General features: G+C 70.0%; 21 protein-coding genes. 1 reads left to right on the top strand and 20 read right to left on the bottom strand.

All coding sequences use genetic code 11. The features are described from left to right. Positions 1-71: 71 nt before the first annotated feature. From pdxS to NE857_RS11120, 11 genes are all read right to left on the bottom strand, one after another. Positions 72-983 carry a pyridoxal 5'-phosphate synthase lyase subunit PdxS gene (pdxS, locus tag NE857_RS11170; protein WP_017579715.1) on the bottom strand — a complete coding sequence of 304 codons (912 nt, stop codon included), beginning with the start codon at positions 981-983 and terminating at the stop codon, positions 72-74. 220 nt (positions 984-1203) lie between these two features. Next, positions 1204-1704, bottom strand: coding sequence for a hypothetical protein (locus tag NE857_RS11165; protein ID WP_254420923.1), 501 nt, complete (start codon positions 1702-1704; stop codon positions 1204-1206). Positions 1705-1721: 17 nt separating this feature from the next. Further along, positions 1722-2867 carry a glycosyltransferase family 4 protein gene (locus NE857_RS11160; protein ID WP_254421939.1) on the bottom strand — a complete coding sequence of 382 codons (1146 nt, stop codon included), beginning with the start codon at positions 2865-2867 and terminating at the stop codon, positions 1722-1724. Positions 2868-2944: 77 nt separating this feature from the next. Continuing rightward, positions 2945-3895, bottom strand: coding sequence for a phosphatidylinositol mannoside acyltransferase (locus NE857_RS11155; RefSeq protein ID WP_254420922.1), 951 nt, complete (start codon positions 3893-3895; stop codon positions 2945-2947). A gap of 84 nt (positions 3896-3979) precedes the next feature. After that, positions 3980-4615, bottom strand: coding sequence for a phosphatidylinositol phosphate synthase (pgsA, locus tag NE857_RS11150; protein WP_254421938.1), 636 nt, complete (start codon positions 4613-4615; stop codon positions 3980-3982). Positions 4616-4754: 139 nt separating this feature from the next. Then, positions 4755-5330: an HIT family protein gene (locus tag NE857_RS11145; RefSeq protein WP_254420921.1), complete on the bottom strand. Its 576-nt coding sequence runs from the start codon at positions 5328-5330 to the stop codon at positions 4755-4757. A gap of 484 nt (positions 5331-5814) precedes the next feature. Beyond that, positions 5815-7548 carry a DUF885 domain-containing protein gene (locus NE857_RS11140; protein ID WP_254421937.1) on the bottom strand — a complete coding sequence of 578 codons (1734 nt, stop codon included), beginning with the start codon at positions 7546-7548 and terminating at the stop codon, positions 5815-5817. Between the two features lie 157 nt (positions 7549-7705). After that, positions 7706-8302 (bottom strand): GTP-binding protein, encoded by a 597-nt coding sequence (locus tag NE857_RS11135; RefSeq protein ID WP_017579707.1) that lies wholly within the window; start codon positions 8300-8302, stop codon positions 7706-7708. A gap of 34 nt (positions 8303-8336) precedes the next feature. Next, on the bottom strand, positions 8337-8753 hold the full coding sequence (locus NE857_RS11130) for a DUF742 domain-containing protein (RefSeq protein WP_239646021.1): 417 nt from the start codon (positions 8751-8753) through the stop codon (positions 8337-8339). 98 nt (positions 8754-8851) lie between these two features. Then, entirely contained in the window at positions 8852-9253 is a 402-nt protein-coding gene (locus tag NE857_RS11125; protein WP_014909276.1) for a roadblock/LC7 domain-containing protein, read from the bottom strand. Positions 9254-9482: 229 nt separating this feature from the next. Then, positions 9483-12839, bottom strand: a complete 3357-nt coding sequence (locus NE857_RS11120) for a sensor histidine kinase (protein ID WP_254421936.1) — start codon at positions 12837-12839, stop codon at positions 9483-9485. 702 nt (positions 12840-13541) lie between these two features. Here NE857_RS11120 and NE857_RS11115 point away from each other — a divergent pair. Continuing rightward, complete coding sequence (locus NE857_RS11115) at positions 13542-14696, top strand: D-alanyl-D-alanine carboxypeptidase family protein (protein ID WP_254420920.1); 1155 nt, start codon at positions 13542-13544, stop codon at positions 14694-14696. A 42-nt stretch (positions 14697-14738) separates the two neighbouring features. Here the strand turns inward: NE857_RS11115 and NE857_RS11110 are convergent, their stop codons facing one another. From NE857_RS11110 to NE857_RS11070, 9 genes are all read right to left on the bottom strand, one after another. Continuing rightward, complete coding sequence (locus tag NE857_RS11110) at positions 14739-15404, bottom strand: hypothetical protein (protein WP_254420919.1); 666 nt, start codon at positions 15402-15404, stop codon at positions 14739-14741. Between the two features lie 108 nt (positions 15405-15512). Further along, positions 15513-15737, bottom strand: a complete 225-nt coding sequence (locus NE857_RS11105) for a hypothetical protein (protein WP_254420918.1) — start codon at positions 15735-15737, stop codon at positions 15513-15515. A 187-nt stretch (positions 15738-15924) separates the two neighbouring features. Further along, positions 15925-16956, bottom strand: a complete 1032-nt coding sequence (locus NE857_RS11100) for a LacI family DNA-binding transcriptional regulator (protein WP_254420917.1) — start codon at positions 16954-16956, stop codon at positions 15925-15927. 125 nt (positions 16957-17081) lie between these two features. Next, positions 17082-18479, bottom strand: a complete 1398-nt coding sequence (locus tag NE857_RS11095) for a GH1 family beta-glucosidase (protein ID WP_254420916.1) — start codon at positions 18477-18479, stop codon at positions 17082-17084. A gap of 201 nt (positions 18480-18680) precedes the next feature. After that, positions 18681-19535: an IS3 family transposase gene (locus tag NE857_RS11090; RefSeq protein ID WP_254416859.1), complete on the bottom strand. Its 855-nt coding sequence runs from the start codon at positions 19533-19535 to the stop codon at positions 18681-18683. Beyond that, positions 19532-19852 carry a helix-turn-helix domain-containing protein gene (locus tag NE857_RS11085; RefSeq protein ID WP_254416860.1) on the bottom strand — a complete coding sequence of 107 codons (321 nt, stop codon included), beginning with the start codon at positions 19850-19852 and terminating at the stop codon, positions 19532-19534. Before NE857_RS11085 ends, NE857_RS11090 begins: the two co-directional genes overlap by 4 nt. A gap of 285 nt (positions 19853-20137) precedes the next feature. Next, a complete protein-coding gene (locus NE857_RS11080) occupies positions 20138-20998 on the bottom strand; it encodes a MetQ/NlpA family ABC transporter substrate-binding protein (protein ID WP_254420915.1) in 861 nt (286 codons plus the stop codon). Between the two features lie 105 nt (positions 20999-21103). Then, complete coding sequence (locus NE857_RS11075; protein WP_254420914.1) at positions 21104-21835, bottom strand: methionine ABC transporter permease; 732 nt, start codon at positions 21833-21835, stop codon at positions 21104-21106. After that, complete coding sequence (locus tag NE857_RS11070) at positions 21832-22788, bottom strand: methionine ABC transporter ATP-binding protein (RefSeq protein ID WP_254421935.1); 957 nt, start codon at positions 22786-22788, stop codon at positions 21832-21834. The genes NE857_RS11075 and NE857_RS11070 overlap by 4 nt, the downstream gene beginning before the upstream one ends. Between the last annotated feature and the right edge of the window lie 385 nt (positions 22789-23173).

Below are 23173 nucleotides of genomic sequence, written 5' to 3'. Positions count from 1 at the left end.
CGGGACGGCCGGGTGGCGGAAGGGTTCCCTTCCACCGCCCGGCCGCCGTCCGATCGCCCTGCCTACTGCTGTTACCAGCCGCGACCGGCGTAGCGCTGGGAGTCGGACAGCTCGTCCAGGTTGATGCCGACCATGGCCTCGCCCAGGCCGCGCGAGACGCGGGCGATGACGGACGGGTCCTCGTAGTGCAGGGTGGCCTGAACGATGGCGTCGGCGCGCTTGGCCGGGTCACCGGACTTGAAGATGCCCGAACCGACGAACACGCTCTGGGCGCCCAGCTGGCGCATCAGCGCGGCGTCGGCGGGGGTGGCCACACCACCGGCGGAGAACAGCGGCACGGGGAGCTTGCCCAGCTGCGCGACCTCCTTGACGATCTCGTACGGGGCGCGCAGCTCCTTGGCGGCACCGAACAGCTCGGGCTCGTCCAGGGTGCCCAGGCGCTTGATCTCGCCGTTGATGGACCGCATGTGGCGGGTGGCCTCGACGACGTTGCCGGTACCGGCCTCGCCCTTGGAGCGGATCATGGCCGCGCCCTCGGCGATCCGGCGCAGGGCCTCACCGAGGTTGGTGGCGCCGCAGACGAAGGGGACGGTGAACGCCCACTTGTCGATGTGGTAGGCCTCGTCGGCCGGGGTGAGGACCTCGGACTCGTCGATGAAGTCCACACCGAGGGACTCCAGGACCTGGGCCTCGACGAAGTGTCCGATGCGGACCTTGGCCATGACAGGGATGGAGACCGCCTCGACGATGCCGTCGATCATGTCCGGGTCGGACATGCGGGCGACGCCGCCGTCCTTGCGGATGTCGGCGGGCACACGCTCCAGGGCCATGACCGCGACGGCACCGGCGTCCTCGGCGATCTTGGCCTGCTCGGGCGTGACGACGTCCATGATGACGCCGTTCTTGAGCTGCTCGGCCATGCCGCGCTTGACGCGCTGGGTACCGACGGCGTTGTCGGAGGTGTTCGATGCGTTGGTGGCCACGGTGGTGGGCTCCCGTTTCTTCGGCTGAGCGGACAGTGCGGACTCAGGGCAGCGGGCTCGGCGGTCACGCGTGGGTACACGGACACCGTCGGCGCCGCGCACCCTGGGTCGACCAGCCTCCCATCCTAGTTCCATCCCGTTTGTGACCTTTGGCCAGGCTGGAGTATTGGCAGGTGCGGCCTGGCCACGCTGTCCGTTCGGTGTCCGGGCGCCGGCCTTTTCAGCGCTGCGGCGGCCGGTCGTCCATCTCGAAGTAGTCGGGCAGTGCGGCGGTACCGGCCAGGCGCAGGAGGCGGACCAGGCGGGAGCGGCGGGCACGGCGGGTGTCGGAGACGGCGTCGTTGTGGAAGACGCGGGCCAGGTGCACCCCGCGCGCGGCGACCGCCACCTCGGCCAGTCGGTCCCGGGAGGGGCCCTCCGGGGCGGGGGGCAGGGCGGCGCGCAGTTCCCGGGAGAGTTCGCTCTCGGCGAGTTCCCGCTCCTCTTCCCCGGCGCGCCGTGCGTGATTGGCCGCGACCGACAGGGATTTCGCGGTCAGGGGGTCGAGGCCGGGGTCCGCGGCCAGGTCCAGGACGGCGGCGGCCCGGCGCAGCAGGGCCGCGTCCAGGGCCGCGCGCGCGGTCTCCACCCGGTGGTGGAGGCGGTCCAGCCGGGTGGCCCGCCAGGACAGGTAGAAGCTGAGCAGGACCAGGGCGAGCAGGACCGCGGCGACCGCGATCACGAAACCGACGTCCTCGATCAGGGCCGACCACCCCTGAGGCGTACGACGTCGCTGCCCTCGCCGTCCCCCATGAGGACGGTCTCGTACACGTGGGCGATGTCGGCGGCCACGGTGTCCCAGTCGTAGGCGCGCACCGCCTTGCGCGCGGCCACGGACAGGTGGGCGCGGAGTTCGGGCGAGTCCAGCAGGGCCCCGGCGCGTTCGGCCAGGTGTTCGGGGTCGCCGACCCGGAAGAGTTCTCCGGCGCCGCCGCCGTCCAGGACGGCGGCGAAAGCCGGGATGTCGCTGGCGACGACGGCGGCCCCGGCGGCCATCGCCTCGGTCAGGACGATGCCGAAGCTCTCCCCGCCCAGGTTGGGCGCGCAGAAGACGTCCGCGGAGTGGTAGGCGCGGACCTTGTCGGCGTCGTCGAGCCGGCCGAGGAGCACCACGCGCTCGCGCAGGGGCTCGGGAACCCCGGACAGGTCGGGTTCACCCGGTCCGGCCACCAGGAGGCGCAGTCCGGGCCGGTGCGGGGCCATCCGGGTGAAGGCCGCCAGCAGGGTGGCCAGGCCCTTGCGGGGTTCGTCCAGGCGGCCCAGGAAGCCGATGGAGCCGCCCTCCCCCGGCCAGCCGGGCAGGGGTTCGGCACGGGCGAAGCGGCGCACGGACACGCCGTTGGGGATGAGCACGGCGTCGCCGCCCACGTGTTCGACCAGGGTGCGCCGGGCCGCCTCGGAGACCGCCACGCGCGCGTTGATCTTCTCCAGGGCCGAGCGCAGGGCGGTGGAGGTGGCGGCCATGGCCCGGGAGCGCGGGTTCGAGGTGTGGAAGGTGGCGACGATGGGCCCCTCCGCCGCCCAGCAGGCGAGGAGGGAGACGCTGGGCGCGGCGGGTTCGTGGATGTGCAGGACGTCGAACCCGCCCTCGGCGATCCACCTGCGGACCCGGGCCGCGGTGCGCGGGCCGAAGCTCAGGCGGGCCACCGAGCCGTTGTAGGGCACCGGTACGGGGCGCCCGGCCGGGACCAGGTAGGGCGGCGGGGTGTGGTCGGCGTCGCCGACCGGGGCGAGCACCGAGACCTCGTGGCCCATGGCGGTGAGCGCCTCGGCGAGGTCGCCGATGTGTTGCTGGACGCCGCCGGGAACGTCCCAGGCGTAGGGGCAGACGATCCCGACCCGCATCCCGGTCCAGTCCTTCTCCCGTTCGTCCCCGTGTTCCCGGCCCTCCGCCGGTACCCGCCCCCGTGACAGCGCTCGGATCACCGCCGCTGTTCCAGGTCGTTCCAGGTGGCCGCCTCGATCTCGCGGCGGCGGGCCCGGTCGGCGTCGTGGTCGGCGCTGAACACGGGCTGGAGCATGTGCCAGTCCTCGGGGTGGCGGGCGATGGCGCCCTCGAAGACCCGGGCCAGCTCCTGGGTGGTGTCCTGGATCCGCCGGGTGCGGGTGCCCTCGGCGGCGACGGGGATCTCGTCGTGGATACGGATGTTCCAGTGCGGGCCGTCGTACCAGAGGGAGACCGGCATCAGGGCGGCCCCGGTGTTCAGGGCCAGGGCGGCGGGGCCGGAGGGCATCCGGGCCTTCTCAGCGAAGAAGTCCACTTCCAGGCCCGTGCCGTTGATGTCGCGGTCGGCGAGCAGGCAGACCAGCCCGCCCTCGCGCAGGCGGCGGGCGAGCGTCCCGACGGTGTTGGCGGCCCCGCCGGTCAGCGGTAGTACCTCCATGCCCAGGGACTCACGGTAGGCGGTGAACCGCTGGAAGAGGCTTTCGGGGCTGAGCCGCTGGGCGACGGTGGTCAGCGGGGTACCGCGGGCGGCGATCCAGGCGCCCGCGTGGTCCCAGTTGCCCATGTGCGGCAGCGCCGCCACGACCCCCCGCCCGGACCGGATGTGCTCCTCCAGCACCTCCACCCCGCGTTGGCGGGTGTTGGCGAGGATGTGCTCCCGGCCCATGGCGGGCAGTCGGAACATCTCGTAGTAGTAGCGCATGTAGGAGCGCATCCCGGCCTTGGACAGAGCCCTGAGCTGGGCGTCCGTGGCGTGCGGGCCGACGAGCCTGCGCAGGTTGCGCTCCAGGCCGCGGGTGCCGTCGTTGTGGGTGCGCCAGGCCCGGTCGGCCAGGCGTTGGAACACCGCCCGCCCGGCCCGCTCGGGTGAGCGGCGGACCATCGCCCACCCTGCCGAGTAGGCCAGGTCGGCCATGCGTTCGTCCACGTCGTTTCCCTCGTGTTCCCTGGACCGTTTTCCCTGGTCCGTGTTGCCTGTCCCTCGTGTCCCGCGACCCGTCCGGCCGGGGCCTCAGGCTCCGTTGCTGGTCTTCTCGTCCTCGCCGTTGCCCCCGCCACCGGCGTAGCCGGGGTCGTTGAGGCGGGCGCGGGTCTCCACGAGGCGCTGGAGGATGGTGAGCAGGCTCATCCCGGCCAGCAACCACAGGCCGCCCGCGAGAATGTACGGAACCCCGAGCTCGCTCAGCCCGACCGCCACCAGGACGATCACCAGGCGTTCGGTGCGTTCGGCCACGCCGACGTCGCAGTTGACGCCCAGGCCTTCCGCCCGCGCCTTGATGTAGGACACCATGAAGCCGCTGATCAGACAGAACAGGGTGAGTCCGGCGAGCATCGGGTCATCGCCCTCACCCACGAACCACCACATGAGACCGGCCAGGATCGCGGCGTCGGCGACCCGGTCCAGGCTGGAGTCGAGGAAGGCGCCGAAGGCGCTGGCGCTGTCCTTGGCGCGGGCGACCGCGCCGTCGAGCATGTCGAAGAGCGCGAAGACGGTGATGATCACCGAGCCCGCGTAGAGCTGGCCGCGCGGATAGAAGTAGAGGGCGCTGACGACGACACCGGTCGCACCGATGATGGTGACGATGTTCGGCGTCAGGCCGATGCGGGCCAGGCTCCGGCCGAGCGGAGCGGTGACCCGGGAGATCATGGGGCGAAGGATTCTCAGCATGTCTTCTTGTGATCGTAGGACGGGAAGGGTCGTCGGGGTGGGAGCCGCACCTGCTGGGGGTGGCGTCGACCTCGGGGCGCCGTTCGGGGTGGGGGATCGGGCGGGGGCAGGCTCGGGCTCACTCCCGGGTCCAGAGTTCGGCCAGCCGGGAACGGGTCTGCTCGAGCATCTCGGGCAGGACCTTGGTCTGGCCGATCACCGGCATGAAGTTGGTGTCGCCGCCCCAACGGGGCACGATGTGCTGGTGGAGGTGGGCGGCGATTCCGGCACCGGCCACGGTACCGAGGTTCATCCCGACGTTGAAGCCCTGCGGGCGGTAGGCCTCGGTGAGTGTCCGGATGCCGGTCTGGGTGAGCGCGGCGACCTCGGCGGTCTCGTCCCCGTCCAGCGAGGTGTACTCCGAGACGTGCCGGTAGGGGCACACCAGGAGGTGCCCGCTGTTGTAGGGGTAGAGGTTGAGGACGACGTAGGCGGACTTGCCGCGGGCCACCACGAGTCCCTCCTCCTCGGCCAGGCCGGGGGCGCGGCAGAAGGGGCAGCCGTCGTCGGCGCCGGGGCCGGTCGGCTTCCCCTCTCCCTTGACGTAGGCCATACGGTGCGGGGTCCAGAGCCGTTCGTACCCGTCACGCGTCCCGGTCCTCGCTTCGGGGAGGTCGTTCTCCCGGTTCCCGGGCTCGTCGTCGGCACCGCGCATGGCTTGTCCGTTCCCCTCGCCTGACCGTTCCGTACTGCTCGTGCTGCGCACTCCAGCATAGAAGCGCCTGGTGGGGAAAACGTCGGAGGCGGTCGGCCGGGCCGGACCCCGGATGTCGGGCCCGAGGCCGGACGAGGCTCGCAGAGGCCCAACAGCGTGCGCAGGCGGCGCGGGGGCAGCGGGCCGCGGGAGAGTAGTTCGTCGTGGACCCGGCCGGGGGCGGCGCCGGGCCGGGGACGGAGTGGTAGGGCAAGGACAGCGCGATCCGCCGTTCCGGCAGCGTGACCAGGTCGAGTTCGGTCACCCGTGCGTGCAGGTGGTCCAGGGCCTCCTGGGTCCAGGGAGTGGTGTTGTCGCTCCTTGGCCAGCTCCGCGAGCACCTCGTCGACCTGGCCGGTGCGCAGCGGGGCGGCGATGACGGGTTCGTTCTGGTGGGATCAGCCATCGGCGCGCTGAACCCCGCCGCTGCGGTCCGGTGGCGCGTTCACAGGCCCGGGGAACACAGGCCCAGGAGGGTCCTCAGATGGCGGGGGGACGGGTTGCCGTGGGCGAGCATGGCGTCGTGGATCCGGCCCACCGGCTCGTCCGGGCGGGCCTCGACCAGGTCCCGGGCGATGTCGGAGACCTCGACGTAGCCGACGTAGTACGAGGACAGCTGGGCGCTGGTGAGCAGAGCGCGCCGCCACTTGCCGACCGCCTCGCCCTCCTCCTGGTGGCCGCGCTCGGTGAGCAGCGTGATCGCTTCCTCCTCGGTGATGTCCCCGGTGTGCACGCGCACGTCCAGGATCGCGTTGAGGATGGCCCGCAGTCGCATCTTGAGCTGGACCATGCGCAGCGCGAGGTTGGCGCGGCGGGTGTCGGGGGTGCTCTCCCCGGACCACCCGTGTGCGGCCAGGACCTGCTCGGAGTGGACCGCCCAGCCCTCGATGAAGGTGCCGCTCATCAGGACCGAGCGCACCCGGGTGTGTCCCCGGTGGCGGGCGGCGTGGGCGAGTTGGAGTGCGTGGCCGGGCAGTGCCTCGTGGGCCATCAGATTGCGCAGCATGCCCGCGTTGTACTCGCGCAGGAAGGACTTCTGGCGCTCGACGGGCCAGTCCTCGGGCGGCGGGGCCACGGCGATGAAGGTCGGCTGACGCCGAAGGCGTTCGTTTGAGGGTGGTGGCGGGAGACGGGTGGGCTGCGAGTGGGGGTTCGGGTCCAACGGCCCGGGCGGGTCGCAGTAGGCGACCGCCACACCGCGGCGGGAGACCGGCATCGGGATGACGCTGACCGGGTCGTCGTAGACCGTGGCCAGGTCCAGTTCCCGGACCCGGGTGTCCAGGTGCTCCAGGGCGTCGGTACAGGCCGGGACGACGCCCTCGGGGGCGAGGGTGAACTCGTCGGCCAGGGCGGAGAGCACCTCGGCGACCTGCCCGGGACGGCGGGGCTCGTCCGTGTACTCGGCGGCGGCCTCGGCGATGGCCTCCTCCGTGGCCAGGAGGTCGCTTTCGGCGCGCACCAGCAGCGCGTCCGGGGAGAGTTCGGAGTCCAGGGTGTACCAGAGCTGAGCGGCGAACTGGCGGGCGCCCAGGCGCGGGTCGGCGGTGGCGAACTCCAGTTCGGTGCGCAGCCAGGAGGTGTACTCCTCCAACGCGGCCAGGGCGGCCGTGCGCGCGGGCCCGACCCCGGCGGCGTGTTCGGGGTGCTCGGCGGCCAGGGCGGGCACGGCCTCGGAGAGCATCGTGCGGGCGCCCTCGAGCTGGCCCAGGGCGGTCTCCACGTGCACGCGGGGCATACCGGGGCCCGCGGAGAGGCGGTCGCGCGCGGTCTTCAGGTAGGCGGGCAGGGCGGCACAGCGCGCGGCCAGCGCCTCCAGGCGTTCGGGGGCCGGGAGGGTGTCGCGCTCCAGGAGCGCGTGGACGGCCTCGCCCGGTGAGTGGTACAGCGGGTCCCAGGTGTGCGGGCGCAGCTCAGCGGTGTGCCACAGGTCCGCGCTGATCCTGGTCCGGAGCATCTCCAGATCGACCTGGTCGTCGGCGGAGATGAGGTCGGCGTCGATCTCGTCCAGCGAACCGAGGGCGTCGGTGAGCACGTCGACCCGGCGGGCGTCGGCCTCCACCGAGTAGTCGGTGAGCCGGTGCGCCCCTCGGGTGTCCCCCAGACCCAGCGCCCACTCGGGGGCGTCGGCGAGAAGTGAGTCGAGCACCCGCTCGGCCACATCTCGGAACCGCCGGGTCATCTCTGCCGCGTCAGGCTGGGAGGAAGAGCTCATCCTGCCATGATGCCAGCCGGCCCGGCAGGCTCGGAACGGTTTCGGGCAGCACGAGGACCCGGTTCCCGCTCTGCGGGAACCGGGCCGTGCTCTGTGCGGGACCCCGGCCCGGGACAGATCCTGGTCAGCGCCAGGAGTTCTGGCCCCCGGTGGAGGTGGGCTGCTGCCCGGCCACGCCCTCGGGGTCCCCCACCGTGATCGCGTGCTCGACGAGGGTGATGAGCGTCGACTTGGTGGAGGCCTTGTCACGGGCGTCCACCTGGACGATGGGGATCTCCGGGCTGAGCGTCAGCGCGTCCCGGACCTCGTCGGCGGCGTGGGGGTAGTAACCGTCGAACCCGTTGATGCCCACGATGAAGGGCAGACGCGCCTCTTCGAAGTAGTCGATCGCGGGGAAGCAGTCGGCCAGGCGACGGGTGTCCACCAGTACGACCGCACCGATGGCACCCTTGACCAGGTCGTCCCACATGAACCAGAACCGGTGCTGTCCGGGGGTACCGAACAGGTACAGGATCAGGTCGGAGTCGAGGGAGACGCGACCGAAGTCCATGGCGACGGTCGTGGTCTGCTTGTCCGGCGTCTTGGCGAGGTCATCCACCCCCACGCTGGCGCTGGTCATGACCGCCTCGGTCGTCAGCGGCACGATCTCGGAGACGGAGCCAACGAATGTCGTCTTCCCGACACCGAAGCCCCCGGCGACGACGATCTTGACCGACGTCATCGCGTTCCCCCCAGCACCGCCTTCCTCGGCTGGGCTAGAGCTTGCGAAGTCCACTGAGCACCCTTTCAAGCAGGTTGGTGTTGGGGCGAGCTTCGTTGTTGAGCGAGGACCTGATCTGGACCAGTCCCTGCTCGGACATGTCCGCCACAAGCACCCGCGCCACACCGAGAGGCATCCGCAACAACGCGGAGATCTCCGCCACGGATCGCCATTCCCGGCACAGGTCACTGATCGCCTGCCATTCAGGCGTCAGTGTTCCTGACTCGTTCCGGGCCGCCGCGGTGGCCGAGATCAGCGCTTCCAGTGGAAGCTGAGACTTCGGCTTCGTACGGCCCTTGGTGACCGCGTAGGGACGCACCAGCGAACTGGGTGCGCTGCCCGGCGCGGGTCGTTGGTCATACGGTTGTTGGATTGGTCGAGGAACATCTCCGCCGCCCGGCACAGCTGGCATCCCTCCTGTGGGGGGATGGCCCGGCTGTTGTCCGAACCACGAGGCGCTCCCGGCATCTCTACTGTGAGGTGCCACCACTTCCTCCTGTCGGTGGTGGATCAGTGGATTCCCGAGGTGCGCGCCGTTGGTGTCAGCGCCCGCCCCGCCCGCTCGACGAGCAGGGTCATCTCGTACGCGACCAGACCCAGGTCGCTCTCGGCCGCCGCGAGGACCGCGAGGCAGGAGCCGTCGCTGATGGCCATGATGAGCATCAGCCCCCGCTCCATCTCCACGACGGTCTGGGCGACCGCTCCACCCTCGAACACCCGGGCAGCGCCCTGCGTCAGGCTGGACAGACCAGAGGCGATAGCCGCCAGCTGGTCGGCCCGGTCTGCCGGGAAGCCCGCGGACGAAGCCAACGGAAGGCCGTCTGAGGAGACGACGATCGCGTGGGCGACATCGGGCACCCGGTCGGCAAAGTCAGTGATCAACCAGTTGAGTTCATTCACCTGTCGACTCATCTGATCTCCTGTCCAAGTTCGCCGGTCGATCTGTTGGCACTGCTACCGCCGGCACGGCATGTGACAGCACTGCCTTTGCGAACTACCCGGCCCCTCCCGTGGGGGGCGGGAGTCTGGTGTTCCGCTCTTGTGGAGCGTTGGGTGTGGTGCGTCCGAGAAGCTCGGTAGATGCTATTGCATCCGGCTTCCAGGAATAAGAGGGACCCCGTCCCACCACTGGCCACTTGGGTCACTCCTCCGTCGAACTGTCGCCGAGCCGGTTCCGACCGTCGCGGACACCCTTCTGGAAGCCCGAGAAGCGGTTGCGGACCCGGTCCGCGCTCCGGGTGGGCATCTGCTTGAAGTTCTCCGGCTTGGGTGCGGTCCCCGGAACAAGGTTTGCCTTGGGAACTCGTTTTGGCAAGCCCGAGGTGGTGAGACCGCCGGCGAGCGGTTCGGCCGCGGTGCGCGCGGCCTTCCAGCCGCGGTCCGCCGCGGAGTTCCACTCCTGCTCCGAACGCGGGTTGGGCTCGGGCTGCTGGACAGCGTCCCGACGGGGGCTCTGGGCCTCCGGCTGGGGCGCTTCGGGCACCTGCGGGATCGGACCGGTCTCGGTGGTGTCCACGGTGGGACCACCGGAGCGGCGCTTGAACCAGTTGGACTCGATCGCGTCGAAGATCGGCAGCGAGTCCGCGCCCTCGCCCGCCGGGGTCGGCGGTACGACGGTGTTGTTCGGGCCCTGTGCGCCACCGTAGCGGCGCGAGAGGTAGGCCGTGGAGCCGTAGCCCTCCCGGGAGTCGCCGCCCCCGGTGCGCCAGTTCCCGGTGTCGTTGGGTTCGGGCTGCTGGGGCTGCTGAGCCTGGTGGGGCTGCTGCGGGGTCTGCGGAGCCCGCTGGGTTCCAGTGTCCCACGCGGAGACCGCCGGGAAGGTCTCGGTGTTGTCGTCACCGCGGACCGGGGCCGACGGGCTCCCGTACTTGCCGCTGTCGAACGAACCGGTGTCGTAGGACCCGGTGCTGTGCGTACCGGTGTCCTGAGAACCCGTGCCGTAGGACCCGTTGGTGTGGGATCCGGTGTCGAAGGCGCTGCTCTGCTGCGCACCGGCACCGAAGGCGTCGTAGGAGTCCGACTCCTGACGCTCGGCCTCGGTGGGCCGGCGGAAGGCCCCCGTGTCCGACGGCGGGCGGCTGAAGGCTCCCGTGTCGGGGGTACGGCGCAGCGATCCGGTGTCCGGGGCCTGGAACGAACCCGTGTCGGAGTTCCGGGGCGCGGGGTCGAACAGGCTGCGCCCGGTCGGCTCCTGCTGCTGCGGCTGCTGCGGCTGTTGGGGCTGCTGCGGCTCGTCCTCCTCCGGAACGTCGTAGGGGTCCACGACGGAGCCGGAGTTGTCGGTCACGCCGTTGTTGGGCGAGAGCCCCGCGGCGCGGTTGGGAGCCTCCCAGACCGAACCGGTGCTGGTGGTGTTCCACAGGTCCTGGCCGCTGGGCGGGTGCTCGTCCGTGCGACCGCCGCCGGGCTTGCGCTTGGGCAGGCCGCCCAGGTCGCTGGCCACGGCACCGTTGTCCTGGGTCTGCCAGGGGTCGGCGGGCTCGTCGACCGCCGGGCTGGCCGCGAAGGCCGCCTCGGCGTCCGCGTAGGTGTCCGGAGCGCCCGCGGAGAGCTCGGGCCGGGCATCGGCCCCGCCCAGGGCGTGCTGGCCCTCCACCGGGGTGATGAGCAGGTCCGGCGGGAAGACGACGCTGGCGGTGGTACCGCCCCCGTGCGCTTCCTTGAGGCTCATGCGGATGCCGTGGCGGTGCGCCAGGCGCGAGACCACGAACAGACCCATGCGGCGCGAGACCGCGACGTCGATGACCGGCGGGGCGGCCAGGCGGGCGTTGACCGCCGCCAGGTCCTCCGGGGCCATGCCGATGCCGCTGTCGGTCACGTCGACCTGCACGGCTCCGTTGTCCAGGATCTTGGCACCGACCTGCACCTCGGTGTCATGGGGGGAGAACGCGGTGGCGTTCTCCACCAGCTCGGCGACGAGGTGGATAACGTCGTTGACCGGGCGGCCGAGCACCGAGATGTGCGAGGGTGCGCGCACGTTGACGCGCTCGTACTGCTCGACCTCGGAGACGGCGCCGCGGAGGACGTCGACCAGCGGGACGGGCTGGGCCCACTTGCGGGTGTTGTCCTGACCGGACAGAACGAGCAGGTTCTCGTTGTTGCGACGCATACGCGTGGCGAGGTGGTCCAGCTGGAAGAGGTCGGAGAGGCGGTCGGCGTCCTGCTCCGACTGCTCCAGACCGTCGATCAGACGCAGCTGCCGTTCCACCAGGGTCTGGCTTCGGCGGGAGAGGTTGACGAACATCGCGTTGACGTTGCTGCGCAGCGCGGCCTCGTCGGACGCCAGGGTCAGGGCGACGCGGTGGACGTCGTCGAATGCGCGGGCCACCTCGCCGATCTCGTCCTGGGTATCGACCTCGATCGGCGTGACCTTGACGGTCTCGGGGACCGCTCCGGCCTCCTGCATCCGGTTGATGGAGTCGGGCAGATCGCGCTCGGCGACCCGGCGGGCACCGTCCTCCAGGGTGCGCAGCGGGCGCACCAGGGAGCGGACCACGAGGGAGGTCAGGATGAAGACGGCCAGGAGCACGCCCGCGACCAGGAGAAGGTCGATCACGGTGCGGAACAGAGCCTGGTCGCGCAGTTCGTTGGCGTCGTCGGCGATGCCCTCGGCCAGGGTCGACTCGACCGTCTGGAGGCGGTCCAGCGCGGTGTCGGCGATGGCCGCGTAGTCAGCGGGGCCGTCGTTGGGCGTGACCCCGGTGAGGGGGTCGTTGCGGTCCGCGCGGTACATGACACGCATACGCATGGTGGAGACCTGGCTGACCTCGAGACCGGTGAAGTTCTCGTCGAAGACCGCGCGCTGCTCGGGCGAGGCGGCCTGGATGAAGTTCGAGATCTCGTTCTCGTAGCGGGCCCGGCTGGAGTCGATGGCCTCGGAGATACCGCCGGTCATCGTGTTACGGGCCAGCGAGTGGCCCATCAGCGCGGTCTCGTAGGAGAGCTGGTCACGGGCGTTCGACAGCGCGGTGAGAGCACGGACGCTCTCACGCAGTTCGGTGTCGTTGGTCTCGTCCGCGATCGTCTGGTTGAAGTCCGACAGCGATCGGGCGATCGTCCGGTACTTGGTGACGACCGGGAGGACCGTGATGCGGGTGTCGTCGACCTCGGTACGCAGGGCGTCCAGAGTGGCGAGCTGGCTGCTCATCGCCGAGAGGCGGGTCTGCGCGAGGTCGCCGTCCATCTCACCCATGTCCTCGAGCTGGGCGTTCAGGGTGATCTGGAGATCCTTGGTGGCGTCGCGCTGGTTGTCCATCTCCTGGCGGAGGTCGTCCGAACGCCGGCTCGGGTCCGCGTTGTCGGAGATGTAGACGGCGCTGGCCGTGCGCTCGCGGCCCAGCTGGTTGGCCAGGTCCACGATGAGGACACCCACCTGGGCTCTGTCCTCGATGTGCGCGTGGGTGACCGTGGAGACCGAAGCCTCGTAGACCCGCAGACCACCGAGCGCCAGCGCTACGGCAGTGGGGATGACGATGAGGGCCACCAGTCGGGAGCGCACCCGCCAGTTACGTGGCCGCCACCAGTTGGCTCTGCGCCGGGGCGTGGCATCGGCGTTATCGGCCTGCGCTGCCTCGCTCTGCGCGCTGGCCCCGTTTTTCGTCGCTCGTGTCGACACGGACCCTCGCAACCTTTCGTGTCACCGCCTCGAACGGCTGTTGAACCCAGGGATCGGAACCGCTCCAGACCGGAAAAATCGGTATAGACCACAGTGGTCCACCAGAACATGAAGCGGTGGGAATGTGGGGAGATGTGAAGACTGTCCGCCGGACTCGCCTGGGAGGAGAGGCGCCGCGCACCGACACTGTCGTGGTGCACGTGCGTTGCATAGCGTACCAATGGGCGAGAAGGGCTCGCTTCGGCCGATTGATGCCGATCAAGCAAGATCATCTGCGGTCAGCCGCGACCATAATGCCCACCCTGCCCCCATTATTCCCAACCTCCCAGGTCAGGACGGGGGACCGAAAACCGCTCGGACATTGAGGTAACTATTTGGACACACCCCCAGCTTCCCCTCCAACGGTGCCTCTCCGTGACATCGTGACATGACGTATACGCAGGTCCTGAGGGGGAAGCGGAAATGCGCACCTCGTCGCGCCCAGTTTCAACTACACAGAGCAACGGCAAAGTCGCCCAAGGCTCTCTTCGCAGTTCACGCCGGTTCGACGCGGTACGTCGTATTTCGGTCAACGCTCTGCTCCCGTTGAGTACCGCTCTGTTGTTCACCCTCACCTCCGCGTCCCCCGGAACCGCGGAGGTGAAGGAACTGGACACGCTGCGTGTGGAGTTGGCCCAGGCCCGCGCGGAGGTGGCCGCGCTCCGGGAGAGCGCCACGGAGCGGATCCGGGAGTACGAGGAGGAGAGCGCCCGTCTCACGGAGCTCACCGGGGAACGGGAGGCTGCCGACTCCCGCGCCGAGGCCGCGGGCGAGCGCCACGAAGGGAGCAGGCTGGGCGCGGCCCGGCAGGCCGCGAGCGCCTACAAGGGCGCCGACCTGAGCCTGATGCAGGCCTGGACCTCCCCTGAGGGGCCCTCCCTGGCCCTGGAGCGCGGCGCCTACCTCACGCTGTTCGGCGAGCACCGTTCGGCCCACCTGGCCCGGGCCCAGGCCTCACAGGTCGCCACGGACACCCTGTCCGAGGCGGCCCAGAGCGCGGAACAACAGCAGGCAGAGGCGACCGAGGCCGCCGACGCCGCCCGCGAGGCGGTCTTCGAGGCCATCGACGCGCAGGAGAAGCGGACCGAGGAACTCCTGGACCGGCAGACCCTGCTGGAGGAGGCCCTGGCCCGGACGCGGGACCCCGAAGACGAGGAGGAGCGCCGCGAGGCGACTCTGCTCGACGCCCGCGCGGCCGCCCCGGACGCGGTGGCCGCGGAGACAGAAACCGCCGAAACCGAGGTGCGTCCGGCCGAAGGCGAGGCGGACGACCACGCTGAGAGCACCGGCGGCTGCAGCGGCGGGGGCACCGGCGGCTACGAGAACGGAAAGATCCCGGACACCGTGCTCTGCCCTCTCCCGCAGCCGGGCGAGCAGCTGCGCGCCGACGCCGCGGTGGCCTTCATCGAACTCGACGGCGCGTTCCGGTCAGAGTTCGGCCGCCCCATGTGCGTGACCGATTCCTACCGGCCCTACCACGAGCAGGTCCGGCTCTTCCAGGAGATGCTGCCCGGGATGGCGGCCAGGCCCGGCACCAGCGCGCACGGGCTCGGTATCGCCGTCGACCTGTGCGGCGGGGTGAACCAGCTCGACACCGCGGAGCACCAGTGGATGCTCGACAACGGCCCCGCACACGGGTGGGACAACCCGGACTGGGCACGGAACGGTTTCGAGCCCTGGCACTGGGAGTTCACCCCCTGACCGTGGGAACCGCCGCCGTCCTGGGTTCTCGGGAGGCCCTGTTCAGACCTGGGAGCCGACCCTGACCTCGTAGGTGCCCAGCTCCCCTGCGTCGACGAAGAGTTCGTCGTCCTCCGCCAGAGCGGGCGTGATCACCGGCAGCAGAGCACGGATCCGGCCCGGCCCCGAGACCAGCCACTGGTGGGCGGGGTCGACCAGGCCTCGGCCGTTCTCCAGGTCGTCCACCGAGGTGCTGAGTTCGATCGGCCGCATGCCCCTCCCCTCGTCGAAGGTCAGCACCGGTCCCAGGGTCAGCTGGACGGGACGCTCCTCCTCGTCCAGCCACAGACAGGCGGGGGTGTAGGCGACCGCGCGCACGTCTCCCGCGGTCAGCGCCGCCACACCCACACAGGCGGTACGGGCCTCGGGCAGCACGGCGTCGTCGACGCCCTGCACCAGTTCCGGATGGATCTCGAGTTCACGGTCTCCGACCCGCACCGGCACCAGCGCCGCGGGGTCGACCGGGGCGCACATCCGCGCCTCGGGTTCGACGATGATCTCGCTGGCGGCTCGCAGGCACGTCTGGAGCGCGTTGTCCATGGCGTGGTACCCGGCGTCCAGCAGTTCGCCGAGGCTCTCCGGCCCGGGATAGCCCAGCACGTCACCGTCGTCCAGAGCGCCGACGCGCTTGCCTCCGCCGCTCGGCGACAGATAGGTGACCCAGCGCAATGTTCCTTCTTCCCTCTGTCCGTGATCTTGCTACCAGAGGCGCGATCGGCGCCTGGGGTTCCAGTGGCACCGCGCCTCTGGTAGCAAGATCATCGCGGATGGCGCGGGTCAGGAGACGGCGAGGGGGCTGTGTTCCTTACCGGTTCCGGCGCAGCCGCGGCAGGGTTCGTCGATCCGGTGCCAGACGACCAGCCCGTTGCCGTCCCGGTGCGGCCGCTCCGGCCGCCACCACCCCGTCCCGGCGCAGAACCGGCACTCGACCCCGTCCCGGTCGCACCATCCGCACGCGGAGATGGCGCACCTGGTGTGTGTCGGTTCCCGTGTCGGGTCCATATGCTCCCACCGTCTCCCGCGAACGCCCGCGAAATCGTGACCAGCCTTGCACAGGCAGTACACGGGAGTCCAGCGGGGACGATGGGGCGAATGTCCGTTTCATCGGGCTTGTCCGGTGCGGAGTACCGGCTCCGGACCCTCTCCCTGGCCGGGGCCGGAAGCTTTCCGGACATATTCCGAATCGGCCTCAAGCGGTGTCGCGCACCACCAGGTGGGTCTCCAGCAGAACCGTCTCGGACTCGGCCGTGCGCGGGATCGCCACGTCCACGAGCAGCCGCGCCATCTCCTGTCCCATCTTGACCGTGGGCTGGTGGACGGTGGTCAGCGGCGGGTCGCTGTGCTGGGCCATGAGGGTGTCGTCGAACCCGACCAGGGCGATGTCCTCGGGGATGACCAGGCCGCGTTCGCGCAGGGCGCGGATGGCGCCGACGGCCATCATGTCCGAGGCCACGAAGACCGCGTCGGGGTCACCGCCCTGATCGAGTAGGCGGACCATGGCCTCCGCGCCGCCCTCCACACTGAAGTCGCCCTGGACGATGAGGCGTTCGTCGACCTCGCGCCCGGCCTCGGCCATGCTGTCACGGTAGCCGCGAAGCCGCTCCACACCGGCGTTCATGTCCTGGGGGCCGGTGATGGTGGCGACCCGCTGATGCCCGGACTCCAGCAGGTGGCCGGTGGCCGCGCGGGCTCCGCTGAAGTTGTCGATGTCCACGCAGTAGGGCGCGGGCTGGGACGGCGAGTAGGGGCGGCCACCGTGCACCACGGGCACCCCGGACTCGGCCAGGAGCACGGTGAGGGGGTCGTCCCGGTGCAGGGATACCAGCAGCACGCCGTCGACGTGCGACCCGCTCAGGTACTCGCCCACCCGTTTGTGCTCGGTCTCGCCCCGGGCGGTGGTGAGCATGAGCTGGAGGTCGCGTTCGTGCAGGACCGAGCTCGCTCCGCGGATGATGTCGGCGAAGAAGGGGTCCGCCAACAGGCGGTCCCGTGACTCGGAGACGACCAGCGCGATCGTGTCGGTCCGCCGCGTGACCAGGGTGCGCGCGGCCTGGTTGGGGCTGTACCCCAGTTCGGCGATCGCGGTGTGTACGGCCTCTCGGGTGCGTGGGCTGACCTGGGGGGACCCGTTGATCACCCGGGATACGGTGCCGCGGCCGACCCCGGCCCGTTCCGCCACCATCTCCAGGGTCGGTCGCTGCCGACCGCCGCTCTTGGCCACTAGGAGGCTCCTTGGACGTCGTGCCGCCGGATGACCGGACGGCATGTGTTGTGTGTGGGCGGGCGCGGGCCCGCCGTGAACGCGTGTGGGGCGCCCCGGTAGGACGCCCCACGAACACTCGTGGACTACCGCTCGGGGAAGCGGCTGGTCCGCGCCAGTTCCGCGTACCAGTGCCCAGTGTCCTTGATGACGCGTTCCTGCGTCTCATAGTCCACGTGCACGATCCCGAACCGGCGGGAGTAGCCCCACGCCCACTCGAAATTATCCAGAAGAGACCAGGCGAAGTAACCGCGCAGGGGCACTCCGGCGTGGACGGCCTCCTTCGCGGCCCTCAGGTGGCCCTCGTAGTAGGCGGTGCGGTCGGGGTCGTGGACGGCGCCGTCCTCGCTGACGGTGTCCTCGAACGCGCAGCCGTTCTCGGTCACGTACAGGTCGATACCGCCGCTCTCCCCCGCCAGGCGCTGGAGGACGTCGTACAGGCCGGTGGGGTCGATCTCCCAGCCCATGTGGGTGACGGGCAGCCCCTGGGAGACGTGCACCTCGTCGGGGCCTGCACCGAGCCAGGCCTCGCCCTCGCCGCTGACCAGGGCGGGGTCGATGCCCTTGGCCGAACCCGCGACGAACTCGGGCGAGTAGTAGTTGATGCCGAGGAAGTCGAGCGGCACGGAGATCGTGGCCAGGTCCCCGTCCTTGACGAACGAGAAGTCGCTGATGTCGGCGAGGTCCTCGACGACGTCGGCGGGGTAGGCGCCCTTGAACAGGGGGTCGGTGAAGATGCGGTTGCGCACGCCGTCCGCGCGGCGGGCCGCCCGGGTGTCGGCGGCGTTGGCCCCGTGCGGTCGGATGACCGCCTGGTTGTGGGCCAGACCGACGACGGAGGGGTGGCCGGTGGAGCGGATCGCCTCGGTGGCCAGGCCGTGGCCGAGCAGCAGGTGGTGGGTGGCGGCCAGGGCCGCGGCGGCGTCCCTGTGGCCGGGTGCGTGGTGGCCGTTCTCGTAGCCGAGGAAGGCCGCGCACCAGGGTTCGTTGATGGTCATCCAGTGTTTGACCCGGTCGCCGAGGGCTTCGGCGACGACCTTGGAGTAGTCGGCGAAGCGCAGGGCGGTGTCCCGGGCGGGCCAGCCGCCGGCGTCTTCCAGGGGTTGGGGCAGGTCCCAGTGGTAGAGGGTCGCCCAGGGCTGGATGCCCGCTTCCAGGAGGCTGTCGACCAGACGGTCGTAGAAGTCCAGTCCGGCCTGGTTGACCGGGCCGGTGCCGTCGGGGACGACGCGCGGCCAGGCGATGGAGAAGCGGTAGGCGCCGAGGTTGAGCCGCCTCATCAGGGCGACGTCTTCGGCGTAGCGGTGGTAGTGGTCGTCGGCGGGGTCACCGGTGTCCCCGTTGAGAACCTTGCCGGGGGTCTCGGCGAAGGTGTCCCAGATACTGCGGCCTCGACCGTCGGCGGTGGTGGCGCCCTCGATCTGGAAGGAGGCGGTCGCCGCCCCCCAGAGGAAGCCCTCAGGGAAATCGTTCGGGTTGCTCACTGCTTCGGTACGCACCTTCCGTGGCGGGTGGACATCGTTTGGGAGCGCTCCCATTCACCGAAGCAGACCCCTACTCGCAAGTCAACGGAACGAAGTGCGCCCGCAACCCAAACGTTACCGGGCCCCGGGGGTCCGCTCCCCGCGGAAACGGCCCCGGCGGGACTGAACTGGTCCCCGATAGTTGGACCGGCTAACTAAAGGTTAGGCCGCCAGGGCCTGAGCTCGGTACTGCACCGGGCTCAGGCCCTCAAGGTAGCTGTGGACGCGTTCGTGGTTGAACCAGGCGATGTACTCCTCCAACCCCGCGGTGAACTCCTCGACGGTCTCGAACTCGGCATGGGTGAAGAATTCCTCCTTCAGGTGGCCGAAGAAGCTCTCGATCACCGCGTTGTCCAGGCAGTTGCCCTTGCGTGACATCGACTGGATGCCCTCGACCCCGGCGAGCAGACGCCGCCAGGACACATGCTGGTACTGAAACCCCTGGTCGGAGTGGACCAGCGGGCTCTGACCAGGGGCCAGGGTCTTCAACGCTTCTCGCAAGGAGGTGTTGGTCAACTCCAGGTTCGGTGACAGACCCGCCGTGTAGGAGATGATCTGCCGGTCGAACAGGTCCATGACCGGTGACAGGTAGACCTTGTGGCCCGCGACGGCGAACTCGCTCACGTCGGTCACCCATTTCTGGTTCGGCCCCTGCGCGGTGAAGTCACGCTCCAGCAGGTTCGGCGCCACCTGGCCCGCCTGGCCCCGGTAGGAGCTGTAGGGCTTCTTACGGCGCACCCGGCAGACCAGGCCCAGCTGGTTCATGAGCTTGAGCACGGTCTTCTTCGCCACCCGCCACCCCTTCTTGAGGAGCTGGTCATGGATCCGGCGGTGCCCGTAGCGGCCCTTGTTGTGATCGAAGAGCCGCCTGATCTGGGCCTTGAGCGCTGCCTGGGCATCAGGGTGCTCCAGCCGGGCCTGGTGGTAGAAGAACGTCGAGCGGGCCAGCCCAGCGACCTTCAACAGCACGTCCAATCGGTGTTCGGCCTTGAGGGCGACCACAGCGTGAACCCTCACTCTGGTGGATGTTCCCTCAAGGCCCGCACTTTTCCCAGGTAGGCGTTCTGGGCGCGCAGGAGCTCGTTCTCACGGCGTAGTCGTTCCAGCTCTGAGGCTGGCTCTGGTGGTGCGCTCTTGGGCGGGCGTCCTCGCTGCTTGGGGCGTAGCCCCTCCGAGCCCTGGGTGCGATAGGTGCGCACCCACGATTCCAGCAGCTTGGGTGAGGACAGTTCCAGTTCCTTGGCCAGCTCGGTCTTGGGCTCGCCAGCCAGGAGGCGGCGCACCGCCTCGACCTTGAACTCGAAGGAGTAGGACTTCTTCGCCTGTTTGGTCACCAGCGCTCCCGGGCCGTGGATCCGCCACCGTCGGTACAGGCTTCGGACCGCCCATCGCGAGACCCCGAGAGAGGCCGCTACCGCGTGATCGGCTCTGCCTTGCTCGAACAACGCTATCGCTTGGTGGCGTTGGTCCTGGGTGAGTGAGCTGTTCGCTCTCATGGGACTGCTCCCTGGTCGATGGAACTGGATTTCCAGTCCAACTTCCAGGGAGCAGTTCAGACTCCCCCGCCGGGGCCGTTCACGGGTTCGGACGACTATCCGAGCGACTGGAGGACCACTCGCCTACTCTTCGACGCCCCCGACCGGGAGCACGATGCCCTGCCAGCGCTCCTCCATGAAGTCGCGCACCTCCTGGCTGTGCAGGAGGTCGTTGAGGCGGACGATGTCCTCGGCGTCCACGTCCTCCGAACGCACAACCAGGCCGTTGGCGTACGGGTTGTCCTCGGTGTCCTCCCAGGCCAGGGCGTTGGCGGTCTCGGGCAGGTCCGCTTCCAGGGCGTAGTTGCCGTTGACCACGGCCGCGTCCACGTCCTGGAGTGAGCGCGGCAGCTGGGCCGCCTCCACCGGGGTGATGGTGATGTCGAGCGGATTGTCCTCGATGTCGGACTCCGAGGCCTGCCCGTCCGTACCCTCAGCCAGGGTGATCACGTCGTGGGCTTCGAGCAGCCGCAGCGCGCGGTCCATGTTCGAGGAGTCGTTGGGCACCGCGATGTCCGCGCCCTCGGACAGGTCGTCCAGGTCCTCGACGCTCTCGGAGTACACACCGAAGGCCTCCAGGTGCACGTCGGCCACGTAGGCCAGGTCCGCGCCCTGGTTGCCCGCCAGGTACTCCTCCAGGAACGGCACCGTCTGGTAGTAGTTCGCGTCCAGCTCACCCTCGGTCAGGGCCGCGTTGGGCTGGTTGTAGTCGGTGTACTCGACCACCTCGATGGCCAGGCCCGCGTTGGCCGCCAGCTCGTCGTTGACGAACTCCAGGATCTCGGCGTGCGGCATCGGGGTGGCGCCGACCCGCAGCGTCGCGACGCCATCGCCACCGCCGCCGTTGTCGTCGGCGGCCCGTTCGCTGGCGCTTCCGCAGCCCGCGAGCAGGACCGCCGTGGCACCGGCCACGGCGACCCCCCGCAGCACGTTCGTTCCTGTCATCGCTGTCTCCTTGCCGTTCGTTCCGGACAACTCTGGAAGTGGGGGGAAGGGGCTGGCAACACATGGGGGGCGGTGGTGGTGGCCGGGGCGCTGACCCGGCCGGGGTCAGCGCCGGGACAGCCTGCGCACGAGCAGGTCACCCAGGCTCTGCACGACCTGGACGATGATGATCAGCAGGATCACGGTCGCCCACAGGTAGTGGTCGTCGAAGCGCTGGTAGCCCTGGCGGATGGCCAGGTCGCCCAGACCTCCGCCGCCGATGGCGCCGGCCATCGCCGAGTAGGAGATCAGCGTGACCACGGTCATCACCAGACCGGCGATCAGGCCGGCCATGGCCTCGGGCAGCATCACCTTGCCCACGATCGTGAACTTGCGGGTGCCCATGGCGTGCGCGGCCTCGATCACCTCGCGGTCGACCTCGCGCAGGGCGGTCTCCACCAGGCGGGCGAAGAACGGGATGGCGCCGATGCTCAGCGGCACGATCGCGGCCGTGGGGCCCAGGGTCGTGCCCACCAGGAAGCGGGTCAGCGTCAGCACCGCCACCATCAGAACGATGAAGGGCAGCGAGCGGCCGATGTTGACGATCGCGCTGAGCACGGCGCGCACGACCGGGGCCGGAATGAGGCCGCCCTTGTCCGTGGCGACCAGCAGCACGCCCAGGGGCAGGCCGAACAGCACGCTGAAGACCGTCGCCCACCACACCATGTAGATGGTGTCCTGGGTACTGATCCACAGGTTGGGCCACATGGCCGGCCAGGCCGCGATGAAGTCGGTGATGGCGGTGAGCGCGTTGCCGTCCTGCGCGAGAAGGAGGGCGTCCGCGGGGTTGATGGTCACTTTCCGGCCTCCTCGACCAGCAGGCCGTGCTCGGACAGGTAGGTGAGCGCCGCACGGCGGTGCTCACCGCGCATGTCGACGCTGAGTCGGCCCACGGACTGGCCCGCCACCTGTTCCACACCACCGCCGAGGATGTTCACGTCCACGTCGAAGCGGCGGGTGAGTTCGGACATGAACGGCTCGTCGAAGGAGCGCGGGTAGGTGATGATCACGCTCTCGGGTCCGCCGTTGTCCGGCAGCGGGAAGAGCGAGCGGGCCAGCAGGGAGCCGGGGGTGCCGATGAGGTCCAGCACGCGGCCGGACTCGCGGAACTCACCGTTCTCCATGATCGCCGCGGAGTCGCAGATCCGCTTGATCACGTCCATCTCGTGGGTGATCAGCAGGATGGTCAGGCCCAGTTCGTCGCGCAGGCGGCGCAGCAGGGCCAGGATCGAGTCGGTGGTGGCCGGATCCAGCGCCGAGGTGGCCTCGTCGCTCAGCAGCACCGGGGGGTTGGAGGCCAGCGCGCGGGCGATGCCCACGCGCTGCTTCTGCCCGCCGGAGAGCTGGGAGGGGTAGGCGCGCGCCTTGTCCTCCAGGCCGACCAGTTCCAGGAGTTCGCCCACCCGGGCGGCCCGCTTGGCGCGGGAGACCCCGGCGACCTCCAGGGGAAAGCCGACGTTGCCCGCGACCGTGCGCGAGGAGAGCAGGGCGAAGTGCTGGTGCACCATGCCGATCCCCCGCCGGGCCGCGCGCAGCCGGGCACCGCGCAGGGAGGTGAGTTCCTCGTCCCCGACGGTCACGGTGCCGCTGTCCGGGCGCTCCAGGAGATTCACTGAGCGCAGGAGGGTGCTCTTGCCCGCACCGCTCTGGCCCACGACCCCGAAGATCTCGCCGGACTCGACATGCAGGTCCACCCCGTTCAGGGCGTGCACCTGGCGTTTCTTCAACCTGTAGGTCTTGTGTAGACCCACTGCGTCAATCACGGTTTTCCCATCGACGTCTGGCGGTGGTGTCCCAGCGGCCGCTCTCGGGCAGGGGATGGCTCTGGACTCAGCGTGGGTTTGACGTCCACACCCGAGCGTACGAAGCGCTCACCTGGCGGGCGGCGGCGACGCGCCGGTGCCCGGCGGTCGCGGGGCGTGTGGAGGGCGGCCCTGGGGTGGCTCCGGCGCGTGGCGCCGGGCTCGGCTCGGTGTCAGAGGTGACTAACGGGGCATACGACAGCGACCGCCGGGCAGCGGAACGCACCGCCGGGTGGTGTCCGCCGTGGTGGCGGGGGTCGCTTTGACGTGCTCAGGAGCCTTCACGGAACCAACTCAACCATGATCGGACGGGTCGGTTCGGCAAAATCCCTGG

Source organism: Nocardiopsis exhalans, assembly GCF_024134545.1.
GTDB lineage: Bacteria > Actinomycetota > Actinomycetes > Streptosporangiales > Streptosporangiaceae > Nocardiopsis > Nocardiopsis exhalans.
The sequence above is the reverse complement of the archived record's forward strand: the minus strand, read 5'-3'. Positions and strand labels throughout refer to the sequence as shown.